6 protein-coding genes are annotated in these 12,285 nt (G+C 63.8%); 5 read left to right on the top strand and 1 reads right to left on the bottom strand.

The genetic code is table 11. The annotated features are described in order from the left end of the window. Positions 1–271, bottom strand: a 271-nt coding sequence (locus JWP83_RS19880) for a MarR family transcriptional regulator (RefSeq protein WP_297733505.1), incomplete at its 3' end; no start/stop codon positions are given. Between the two features lie 736 nt (positions 272–1,007). Here JWP83_RS19880 and JWP83_RS19885 point away from each other — a divergent pair. From JWP83_RS19885 to JWP83_RS19905, 5 genes are all read left to right on the top strand, one after another. Next, the gene (locus JWP83_RS19885; RefSeq protein WP_297733508.1) at positions 1,008–1,544 is read left to right on the top strand and encodes a hypothetical protein; all 537 of its coding nucleotides are present in this window, start codon (positions 1,008–1,010) and stop codon (positions 1,542–1,544) included. A 684-nt stretch (positions 1,545–2,228) separates the two neighbouring features. Further along, positions 2,229–4,373 (top strand): serine/threonine-protein kinase, encoded by a 2,145-nt coding sequence (locus JWP83_RS19890; protein WP_297733511.1) that lies wholly within the window; start codon positions 2,229–2,231, stop codon positions 4,371–4,373. A 448-nt stretch (positions 4,374–4,821) separates the two neighbouring features. Continuing rightward, positions 4,822–5,628, top strand: coding sequence for a hypothetical protein (locus JWP83_RS19895; RefSeq protein ID WP_297733514.1), 807 nt, complete (start codon positions 4,822–4,824; stop codon positions 5,626–5,628). Between the two features lie 139 nt (positions 5,629–5,767). After that, positions 5,768–8,440, top strand: a complete 2,673-nt coding sequence (locus JWP83_RS19900) for an adenylate/guanylate cyclase domain-containing protein (RefSeq protein WP_297733517.1) — start codon at positions 5,768–5,770, stop codon at positions 8,438–8,440. A 117-nt stretch (positions 8,441–8,557) separates the two neighbouring features. Then, entirely contained in the window at positions 8,558–11,728 is a 3,171-nt protein-coding gene (locus tag JWP83_RS19905; RefSeq protein ID WP_297733520.1) for an adenylate/guanylate cyclase domain-containing protein, read from the top strand. Positions 11,729–12,285 lie beyond the last annotated feature (557 nt).

A 12,285-nucleotide genomic window follows, 5' to 3' on the forward strand; every position in this document is an offset into this window, starting at 1 on the left:
GCCCATCCGTCGGGTCGGGGACCCGGCGGACATAGCCCAAGCGTTCCAGTTGATCGACCAGCACCCCAGCGCTCTGTTTACTCATTTGCGCCTGATCAGCGAGGTCCGTGAGACGCGAACCGTCCGGGGCGAGGCGTTGAAACACCCGAACCTGGGACAGAGTCCAGTCATCGAACCCGGCATCCTGGATGGCCCGGAAGATTCGGTCCTCCATGTAGCGATACGGGATGAACAACGCCACCCCTAGATCAACCGGCTGCTCGTCGTCCATACCGTTCTCGGCTCCATCGCCCACCTGCTCTCACGAGGTGCATACCTTACGTCAGCACTGCCGATTCAGATCGCTGTCAACACGACCGCAACGCCGCGCGCGCATCGCTGCGCTCGCTGGGTTCCGCACGTGTCATCTATGCGCTTCAGCGACTTCGCACCTGTCGCCATCGGTCCTACTCTATGACTAATATAGTCATATTACCTGACTAATATGACGGAGGCGGCGATATGGAAACTGGGCGATGCCGCCACCGGGAGCGTCGGCGGATCATCCGGCCAGTGGCGCCCGCCGAGCATCCGCCAAAGCAAACGACAGGGCGGTGGTGCGACCAAGGAACCGTCGAGCGGTCCCATGACACGGTCTTCGACGAGCGCCCGACACCCGCCGCACCGACCCACGATTCTGCACATGCAGAGACGACAGCCAACAATTAAGTGGGCAGTGGACTACGTACACGGTGTGGAAGTGTTCGGGATGATCGCCGACAGTCTCTCGCGATCTTCATGACCGAGTGCGCCGTCGCCTTGTACGAGGCTGCATGTCGCGGACCCGCGGGACGGCATGACACCGCCGAATCCTACGTGCCAGTGCGACTCGAGCCCACCATCGCCGCCTGGTCGAGCACGCTGTTCGGCGGTTAGCGTGGCGCCGTGCGGTACGAGGTGGGACTGCGCTGCGTGTGAAATCCTGTGAGCGTGTCCGCGGCAGCCGCCCCTCGGGGGTGGTGACGTTTTTGTTCACCGACGTTGAGGGGTCGACCCGTCGGTGGGAGGCGGACGCGGATTTGATGCGGAAGGCCCTCGCCGCACATGACGAGGTGTTGCGCTCGGCGATCGAGGGGCACGGGGGCTGGTTGTTCAAGCACGCGCTCTGGTCGCCCTGCGTATCGTCAAAGCAACCCATCCACGGTCCCAACCAATTACCGAAGGGGATCGCCGTGAAACAGCCCGAACTGACGCAACTCATCGGTCTGCAGGACGGCGACGGCGACCGAGTGTTCATCTCACGCCTAGACCGGCCCGACGGCTCCCGCGGCTACCTGCTCGCCATTAGGTCGGGAGAAGTGCACGGCGGTGTGTCTCTCACCGCCGGCGATCTGGACCGGCTGAGCACTGTCATCCGGCACGAAGTGGGCGAGGGGGATGATGATCTAATGGCCGGATTCAGGTTCTTCGCCCGGGCGATCTGGCTCCTGATCTTTTGCGCACTGATGTCGCTCCTCTTATTTGCAGTCACCGGGCCATTGTTTGCATATCCCTGGTCGAACTGAGATAGGGGACGATCCGCAACTTCCACAATGCGGGCGACACCACGACGCTCCGCGTCCCGCTGGCCAGCCTCGCCGCTCTTTTCGACCGGCTCGGACGCTACGAACCGGCGGCCACTATCGCCGGGTTCGCGCTCAGTCCCCTCGCCGTAACGGGGGTCCCCGAAATCACCACCGCGATCACCCACCTCCGCGATGTCCTCGGCGAGGCGACCTACGAATCGCTCGCCCTCAAGGGCGAGACGATGACCACCGCCGCGATGGTGACCTACGCCTACGACCAAATCGACCAGGCCCGAGCAGAACTGAACGCCGTCTCGAAATAGACGACATACGAGGGTCTCATTACTTCGTATCGGAGCTGTGCCAAATCCACCGGTGGCGTCTTTTAGCGTGCTGGGCGGACAGCATGGCGAAACGTGTCAGCATGGGCGGGTTGTACGAAGCCGCAAGGGTTTCGTCCAAGAATCTTCCAAGGTGTGGGCCCCACGCTCGCCATAACCAGCCGAAGCGACTGGTCGCGGCGACCGAGCCCGTCCTCACGACGCCCCAGGCGGTACGGACGACCTTCAGTAGAGAGGGAAAGACAGTGGCCGCAGCCGGTGGTGTGCGGGTGTTGCGATTCCTGAGTGTGAAGCCGTAGCCGGACTTATCGTTTGTTGGATCGCTGCCGCCAGGAAGGCTGATATGGACGGGACCCCGTTCGGACGGTACCGCTTGGTGGAGTTGTTGGGCCGCGGCGGCATGGGCGAAGTGTGGCGCGCACACGACACCGCGACCAACCGGACCGTGGCAATCAAGCTGCTGCCACCACACCTGGCCCAAGACCACACATTCGTGCAACGCTTCCGCCGAGAAGCAGAAGCAGCGGCGCAGCTGAACAGCCCACACGTCGTCCCGATCCACGACTACGGCGAGATCGACGGCCGACTATTTGTGAATATGCGGCTGATTGAGGGCCGCGACCTGCAAGAGGTGCTGGCCGACGGGCCGCTAGAACCGGCACGAGCGGTGCGCATCGTCGAGCAGGTGGCCAAGGCACTGCATGCCGCGCACGAGATCGGTCTCGTACACCGCGACGTCAAACCGTCCAACATCCTGCTCGACCGGGACGACTTCGCCTACCTGATCGATTTCGGGATCGCCCGCGGCGCCGACCAGACCCGAATGACCGGCACCGGCAGCGTCATCGGCAGCTGGCCCTACATGTCCCCGGAGCGGCTCCGAGCAGGCCAGGTCGACGCCCGCGCGGACGTCTATGCGTTGGCGTGCGTGCTGTATGAGTGCCTGACCGGCAGTACCCCATTTCCCGGAGACAACACCGAACAGCAAGTCACCGCGCATTTAATGGAGCCCCCACCGCGCCCGTCGATCGCCGATCCCAACGTGCCTGCCACGCTCGATCCGGTCATTGCCACCGGTATGGCCAAAGATCCCGACCAGCGGTATGCGACCACCGTCGAGTTGGCCAGCGCCGCTCACGATGCCATCACCGAGGCACTCACCCCAGCCCGCGATTCGCACACCTCCCCGACCCTGCTCACCGACCCAACCCGACCCGCGCCAGCACCCGCGGTACCGCAACACCCAACCGAACCGACTCCGGCGCGCCCGCAGGTCCCACCCCCACACCAGGACGCACCACCACAACCGGCCACTAGCACGCCGCCCCCGGCGAATCGATCGAAGCGCAAGTGGTTGATCGCGGCGGTCGTAGTCCTACTTGTCGCAGCCGTGGGTATCACTGTGGTGCTGACTAAAGTCTTGTCCCCCAAGGCAACCGCGGAGTTGGTGCTCACCGGGGCTACCGATCCCGGTGCGAACCCCTTCATGCCTCCCGCGGCTTCGTCGCCGCCGACCGATACTCAACCGCCGCCCACCTTGCAACCACACGGCACCGGCACGCCCGTGGCCACCCAGCCGGTGCCCGGTGACCGCGACGGCCTGTACGGCGGCACGCTCAACAATTCCGAATGCGACCGCGACAAGATGATCAATTTCCTGAGCAGCCATCCCGCTCAGGCCGGGGCTTTCATCGACGCCCTCAACACTGACCCCACCCTGTTTTGGAACGGCGGACACACATTGACCGCTGCCGATATCCCGACCTATCTGCGTGAACTGACCCCCACTGTGTTGCGGCTGGACACTCGGGTCACCAACCACGGGTTCGACGGAACGCACCCCACCACGCTGCAATCGGTCTTCCAAACGGGTACCGCGGTGTTTGTCGATGCCCACGGGGTGCCGCGTGCTCGTTGCTACTGCGGCAACCCCCTCACCGCGCCGACCGCGTTGACAGGCGAACCGCAACCCGTCGGCACACCCTGGTCCGGCTACAATCCCGAAGCGTTAGCCGCGGTCCATCCGAGCGCTGCGGCCATCACCGTCTTTGTCCTGGTCGATGTCGTCACTGGGCACCCCTTCAACCGGCCCGCCGGAACCACCGGCACCAACGACACCCCCCACACCCAGCCCATCGCATCACCCGAACCTGCACCCACCACGACCACGACCACGACCGGACAAGTGCCCCAACTGGATATCGACGGCACCTACCTGTGGCACCAAACCAGCGCCGACAATCCGTCATGCACCGGTCGTCACAATGACACCACCATCACCATTACCCATCAAGGCAACACGCTGACCTGGGTCGGTGAATCTGGCTACGTAGAAACCGGCACCCTGAACGCCGACGAATCGTTCTCGGTCAGCGGCGGCGGCAGCACGGTACGGGGTGTCTTCGCCACCGAAGGCGGCCGCACGGTCATCCGCGACGGCGTAGTTGACGATTACTGCCGCGCTCACTTCGTGGCCACCAAGCAGTGAACGACAACCCAAGATCGCACCCATCTTGCACTCTTCGAGATGGCCGGGCAAACGCGATGTTCAAACTGCCAGCGGGATGTGCACGCACCAGCCGCTGAGGCTGGCATCTCACCTCGCCGACGAGACGCCTTGTTTCCCTTAGCCTCTGGAAGCCAGAGTCTCATAACAGACGACTTACGAGAGTCTCGGAACATCGTCCCGAAGCACCCAGAGGCGAATGACGGGTGTCAACGCGACGGGCGTGTTCGCTTACAGCTTCTCCGGTAGAACCACGAGCCCGTTGTGGGTGTTGCATGACAGAAGCCCTGAACGCGATCATTATTCAGCCGTGACGATAACGTGGCGCAAGCCGCGAGCCAGGCGAGCGAAACGGTCACGTCAGTCGCTAGCCTTGGCTTATCGTGTCGCTGAACGCAATTGCCGGGAGGCTGATGTGCAAGGGACACACTTGTCGACATCGCAGTTGCAGACGATCCTGGAGGGAGCTACCGGGCTTTCGGGAGAAATCCATAAGGGCGGCGGAGTGATTTCCCCGCGTGGAAAGCCCTTGTTGCCCGCAGCTTGCATCAAGTTCCCAGAAGACCAGGTGTTTGCTGTCGACCGGGTCAATATGGAGGTTGACGGCGGGAATATCTACCTGGGTATGTGGCCCGCAGAGGTCCAGACCCAGTACACGCGGTTCTATTCGGATCCGAAGAAGGTCGAGGCCGTCATCGCCCTCGCCGACAGCGAGGGCTGGAAGGTCAATTCAAACTTCCATATCGCGTACTGGCATGCCCAACCAGCACATCGGTGGTATCCGCACCTGCGTGAGCCAGGGTACGTACGTCAATGGATTGTCGACTTTCGTCGTGGTCGCGCGAGAGCGCGAAGCCGTCAGGAGGTCGAGGACCCGAGCTTTCGTCGGTGGCTCGTGGAACGTGGCTACGCCACCGAGAGTGAACTGCCGACCCTCGATGATTGGCTGAACAATCATCCCACTGTCGAACAGTTCTTCATCCGCCCGGGTGTCCAGGTCCTGAGAACCTGGCCCCTGACCGACACGGTCGCCCCCGATCGGAGGAGTGAGTTCGTCGCCGAAGTCCGTGAGGCGATTGATCGAGTCTTGTCCGCCCTCGGTGAGCCAAGACTCTCGGTCCTTCAGCCGCATACCAAAGTCAAGAAGGCGCAGGCCAAACTGGATGAGCCGCCGAAGGTGTGCCCGACTTGCTACATGGTGGTGCCGGTGACCGGCATATGCGATAACTGCGCGTAGGCGAACGGGCTGGTTAGGCAGTTACGGCACACGGGTATCTCGCGTCGTCTCCATCGGGGCGTCTCGAAATAGACGAGATAGGAGAGCCTCGAATGTTCGTTTCGGTTGGCAGCGTTGACGTGGGCTTGTGTGACATCCTGTGCAGGTGTCCCCAGGGCACCCGCCTTCGGGCGTAGTGACGTTTTTGTTCACCGATATTGAGGGTTCGACCCGTCGGTGGGAGACCGACGCGGACGCGATGCGGATCGCCCTCGCGGACCATGACGACGTGTTGTGCAAAGCGATCGAGGCGTATGACGGGTTCTTGTTCAACCACATGGGCGACGGTTTCGTGGCGGCCTTCGCGTCGCCGATGTCCGCCGTGAACGCCGCGATCGACGCGCAACGGGACTTGCAGTTGCCGGTGCGAATGGGATTGGCAACCGGCGAGGCCGAGCTGCGAGACGGGGACTACTTCGGAACGGTGCTCAATCGAGCCGCACGAGTGATGGCCGCTGGACATGGTGGTCAGATCCTGCTGGCCGAGTCGACAGCGGGTCTGCTGAGCGGAATGGATCTGTTGGATCTGGGGCCGCGACGGTTGCGGGATCTGCCGACCCCGGTCGGGGTGTTCCAGGTACGGGCAGCAGGGTTACGCACGGAGTTCCCGGCCCTGCGGGCGCTGGACACAAACTCGGGAAACTTGCGGCGTGCGGCGACCAGCTTCATCGGGCGTGAGTCTGAGGTCGCCGAGGTCGAAGCGGCGCTGCGAGCGCACCGATTGGTGACGTTGACCGGGGTGGGCGGGGTCGGCAAGACCCGTCTGGCAACCGAAGTCGCCTCGCGGCTGGTCGATGGATTCCCGGATGGTGTCTGGTTTTTCGAAATGGCTGCGGTTACTGATCCGGCGGCGGTGCCCGACGCGGTGGCAGCGGTGTTGGGCATTACTCAACAACCCGGCAAGACCGTCAGCGAGTCGGTGGCCGCCGCGTTGGAGGGCCGGTCGCGGCTGCTGGTGTTCGACAACTGCGAACACGTCCTGGATGCCGCCGCCGACATGATGGAGGCGATCTTCGCCCACTCGGCGACGGTGAGAATCCTGGCCACCAGCCGAGAAGGCGTGCGGGTGGCTGACGAACAGCTTTGGCCGGTGCCGTCACTGGATGTGCTCAGCGGTGTCGACTCGGCCGCCGCGACCCTGTTCCTGCAGCGTGCTGCGGCTGTCGCGCCCGGTATCTCGCTAACAGGAGCTGAGGCGGGCGCGGTGGTGGAGATCTGCGGTCGCCTGGACGGGATCCCGTTGGCGATCGAGCTGGCCGCCTCTCGCATGCAGTCGATGACGGTCAGCGAGTTACGGGATCGGCTCGATGACCGGTTCCGGCTGCTGGTTGGGTCGCGGCGGGGGCTGGCGCGCCACCAAACACTGCGTCATGCGGTGGGGTGGTCCCATGACCTGCTCGACGACACCGAAAAGACGCTGCTGGCAAGGTGTTCGGTGTTCGCCGGAGGGTTCGATCTCGCCGCCGCGTGCGTAGTGGGTGGCTGCGGCGACGACTTGGACACCCTGGACGTGCTCGATGCGCTGGTGCGCAAGTCCCTTCTGGTCGCCGACCGATCATCGGGGCGGACCCGGTTCTCGATGCTGGAGACCATCCGCCAGTTCGCCGAAGAACAACTTGTGGCCAGTGGTTCCGCCGATGAGGTCCGGGCAGCGCACGCCCGCCACTTCGCCGAACGCGAAGGCGAAGTCCTCGCCCTGTGGGATAGCCCCCGACAACGGGAGGCCTACACCTGGTTCAGCACCGAGCTTCCGAACCTGCGTGCCGCGTTCCGATGGGCCGCCGACCACGGCGACCTGGACGCTGCCGCTGCCATCGCCGTCTACGCGGCGTTCCTCGGTTCGTGGGTCGAACAGCACGAACCCATCGCGTGGGTCGAGGAGCTCATCGAGCCCGCACGCGCTGTCGACCATCGGCGGCTGGCGCAGCTCTACGTGATGGCCTCCCAGTGCTATACGGCCGGACGGATCGAGGACTTCATCGGCTACAGCGACGCTGCCCAGGCAGCTATCGATAGCGGACGTTTCGACGAGGTTCCATACGGATTTGAAGCCTGGGTCGGCGGTGGGTACATGACGGCAGGTCAGCCCGAGCGGTGCGTCGAGTTGTGCCGCAACACGATCGCACGAGGTCCGGGCCCTCATCTATCTGCCCGGACATGTTTGGTTCTGGGGCTGACATTCGTCGGCTCCGATGAGGAGGCGATGGCGGCCTGCGACGGCCTGCTCGCCGCCGCCGACGCCACCCACAGTCCCCAGGTGGTCTGCTGGGCGCTCTTCGCGTACGGCTGGGCCTACCGCAACGCCGATCCCGCCGCCGCGTACGACGTCCACCGCCAGGGCCTGAAAGTCGCTCAGGACAGCGGTAACCGTTGGGCCGAGTCGAACATCGCGGTCAGCCTGGCGGGGCTGGCGGCCAGCCAGGGCGACTCCGTGGGCGTCCTCGATTACCTCACCCTGGCGATCCGGCACTATTACGACTCCGGCAGCTTCTCATCAATGCACAGCCCGCTCGCAATCCTCGCCGCCTGGCTTGACCGGCATGGGTACCACGAACCGGCCGCCATCATCAGCGGTTTCGCCGTCAACCCTCTCGCCCGTGCGGCCTTCCCCGAGGTAAACGAAGCAGTCTCACACCTGCGCGAAATTCTCGGCGACCAGGCCTACGAATCGCTCGCCCGCAAGGGTGAGACGATGACCACCGCCGCCATGGCTACGTACGCCTACGACCAGATCGACCAGGCCCGAACAGAACTGAACACTGTCTCGGAATAGACGACATATGAGAGTCTCAATACTTCGTGTCAGAGATACCACGGCGATATGGCGGACATCGTTGACCAGCGGTGACACGATACTGACGTGGACCCCAACGGGGATGGTGGCGCTGGACTGACGGCAGTGGCGCGGTCGTGTGGGTCGTGCGGCACCGAATTGCCACCAAACTCCAAGTTCTGTAGTGAGTGCGGTACACCCGTCACACAGGCCGCCCGATCGGCTGAGTACAAGCAAGTAACGGTGTTATTCGCCGACGTGGTGCACTCGATGGACATCGCCGCCAGTGTCGGCGCGGAGCGGCTGCGCGAGATCATGACCGAGTTGGTCGAGCGTTTTGCGGCGGCGGTGAAGCGCTACGGCGGGACCGTGGACAAGTTCACGGGCGACGGGATCATGGCCGTGTTCGGCGCGCCGGTGGCGTTGGAGGACCACGCCGTTCGTGCCTGTCTAGCGGCGTTAAGGATCCAGGAGGAGACGAAGCGGCTTGCCGTCGATGTGCGAGAGCGCGACGGTGTGGAGCTGCAGTTGCGCGTCGGCCTGAACTCCGGTCAAGTGATCGCCGGTGAGATCGGTTCGGGGCCTTTCGGTTACACCGCCATCGGTGAGCAGGTCGGGACGGCTCAGCGGATGGAGTCGGTCGCTGCGCCGGGTGGGGTGATGCTCAGCGCGTCCACCGCACGACTGGTTGAGGGCGCAGCGGCTCTGACCGACCCTGAGCTGGTTCGGATCAAGGGTGCCGACGAGCCGGTGCCTGCCCGTCGACTGTTGAGCATGGGGGAACAACCTGCTGTCGGACGTGCTGAGTCGAATCTGGTCGGTCGGCGCTGGGAGATGTCCGCCGTTGAAGGCTTGCTGGGGCGCGCCATCGACGGCCACGGCGCTGTGGTCGGCGTGGTGGGATCACCGGGCATCGGCAAGAGCCGTCTAGTGCGCGAGGTTGCGGCGATGGCGCATCGACGGGGCGTGGAGGTGTTCACCGCCTTCTGCGAGTCGCATACCAGTCAGGTCCCCTTCCATGCCGTCTTGCGCCTGCTGCGCGCGGCCACGGGTGTCGAGGGTCTAGAGGGGCAGACCGCCCGCGATCGAGTGCGCGACCGGGTCCCCGACGCGGACCCCGAGGATTTGGTGCTCTTTGAAGACATGCTGGGCATCGCCGACCCGAATGCTCCCTTACCGGCGATTGATCCCGATGCGCGTCGAAGACGGTTGACCGCGCTGGTGAATGCCGCGTCGTTGGCCCGAGAAGCCCCGACAGTCTATGTCGTTGAGGACGCCCATTGGATCGATGAGGTCAGTGAGTCGATGCTGGCCGACATCTTCACCGTGATCGCGCAGACGCCCTTGCTGGTGCTGGTCACGTACCGCCCCGACTATGAGGGTGCGCTGGTGCGGGTGCACGGGACACGGCCGATAGCCCTTGGGCCACTGAGTGAAACGGAGACGGCAGCACTGGTTTCAGAGTTGCTCGGGGCCGACCCATCTGTTGGTGCACTGGGCCAGACAATCGCCGACAGGGCTGCCGGTAATCCGTTTTTCGCCGAGGAAATCGTGCGCGAACTCGCCGAGCGCGGCGTGCTGCGCGGGGAGTCGGGCGCATACATCTCGACGGCAGACGTCGCTGAGGTGAGCGTGCCTGCGACGCTGCAGGCCACCATCGCCGCGCGCATCGATCGGCTCGACCCGAAAGCCAAACGCACGTTGAGCACGGCGGCGGTGGTCGGCTCGCGGTTCGGCATCGACCTGCTGACTGTCCTGGGGGTGGAACCGGTGGTCGCTGAGTTGGTGGCGGCCCAGCTCATCGATCAGGTCAGGTTCACCCGACAGCCGGAGTTTGTGTTCCACCATCCGCTGATTCGTGCGGTGGCCTATGAAGCTCAGCTCAAATCCGATCGCGCCCAACTGCACCGGCGGCTGGCCGCCGCCATCGAAGCGCGTGATCCCGGATCAATCGAAGAGAACGCGGCGTTGATCGCCGAGCACCTTGAGGCCGCTGGTGACCTGCAGGCCGCTTTTGAGTGGCACATGCGTGCGGGCACGTGGTCGGCGATGCGCGATATTCTCGCGGCACGACTCCATTGGGAACGCGCTCGGCAGATCGCCGACGCATTGCCCTCCGGCGGCCCGAACCATACTGCGATGCGCATCGCCCCTCGCACCCTTCTGTGTGGCAACAGCTGGCGGATCCACGCCAACATCTCCGCTGACCACTATGAGGTGCTCCGGCAATTGTGTGCTGCCACTGGGGACAAAGTTTCGATGGCGATCGGCACTGCGGGACTGGTGAACGAGCACGTGATGCGGGCCCGGGTACGCGAGGCATCCGCACTGGCCTCCGAGTGCATGGCATTGATCGAGTCGATCGATGATCCGGTCCTAACGGTCGGGCTGTCGTTTCTGACCATCCTCGTCAAGTGCGAGACCGGTGAGATGGCCGACGTACTTCGATGGTCACAACAGGTCATCGACTTGGCCGACGGCGACCCCACCAAAGGCAATATCATCATTGGCTCGCCACTGGCGGTGGCGTTGTCATCACGAGGCCTCGCCCGATGGGCCCAGGGCTGCGACGGATGGCGCGATGACTTCAACCGGGCGCTTGAGATTGGCCGCCGAATCGATCCGATGTCACATGCCTTTGCCGTCAATGTCATATATAGCCCGGCGATACTGTGCGGGTTGCTCCTCGCGGACGACACGGCACTGCGCGAGATCGACGAAGCGCTGCACATCGCCGAGCGATCCGGTGACGACATGACGCTGGGCACTGCGCGAATGGCGATGGGGCTGGCATTGATCCATCGAGAATCCCAAACAGACCGCGAACATGGACTCAAGGTGCTGGCCGAACTTCGCGAGATGTGCTTGCACGAGCTGTTCAACGCATCCGTGCTGGCTGTCATCGATGTGTACGTCGCCACTGAGAACGCCACAAGGGGGGATCGTGATGGTGCCGTGGCGCGGATACGCAAGGGCGTGGACGACTTGTTCCGGTCAGGGCAGTTTGCGTGGTCCGTTCTTACCACTGGTGTTCTGGTGGAAACCCTCCTGGCGCGGAGCGCCGATGATGACATTCACGAAGCCGAGGCCGCGATCGAGAGGATGGCCGCGATCCCGCTCGACAACGAGTACGTGGCTCGCGATATCCTGCTGCTGCGGCTGTACGCCTTGCTGGCGCGCGCTCGCGGAGCCGATGAGGACGTATACCACGATCTCGTTTCTCGCTATCGCGCCATGGCGGAATCGTTTGGCTTCGAAGGGCACATCGCACTTGCGCGCGCGATGTGAGTGAAGCAGGAACAGGAACTCCACGACCCGCACGACGGTTCGTCGCCGCGACGGGTCTTTCGTGCACGCGCAACCGCGAACTCCTCGACGCGCTCGAAGCCGGACGAACCGGCGGTGGTTGAGGACGCGACCTGAGACGCTCGGTCGGCGGACTCAGCGCTTGCGGCTGAGATTGATTAATTCGCGCTGGGCCCCTGCCGGAATAGTCCCTAAGACCAAGCTCCTTTGCGCCCCTTCGGAGATCGGAGACGGTTCAGTCGTCGTCAGACCCAGAGTGCCCGCCCTTTTTCGGCCAGGCTGGATTGCGCTCTGGCCGCCGACTTTCGACTGCACCCCGCATTGCTACAACGCGCCAAGCCACGACTCGGACCTCTTGAACCACCGGCGGTCGCCTCAGCGCCAATCTAGAAAGGGGGTCTTCGATCAGATAAGCCCCCAGGGCTCGTGTCTCGAAAATGAACTTGAGTTCAACCAGTCAGCGCATCACCGCAGGCCGATGATGATGTGCTGGTGGAGGTTGGGATGGGTGTGGGTCCGGTTGGGTTTGACGTCGAACA

The sequence above is a fragment of the Mycobacterium sp. genome, from assembly GCF_025965855.1.
Taxonomy (GTDB): domain Bacteria; phylum Actinomycetota; class Actinomycetes; order Mycobacteriales; family Mycobacteriaceae; genus Mycobacterium.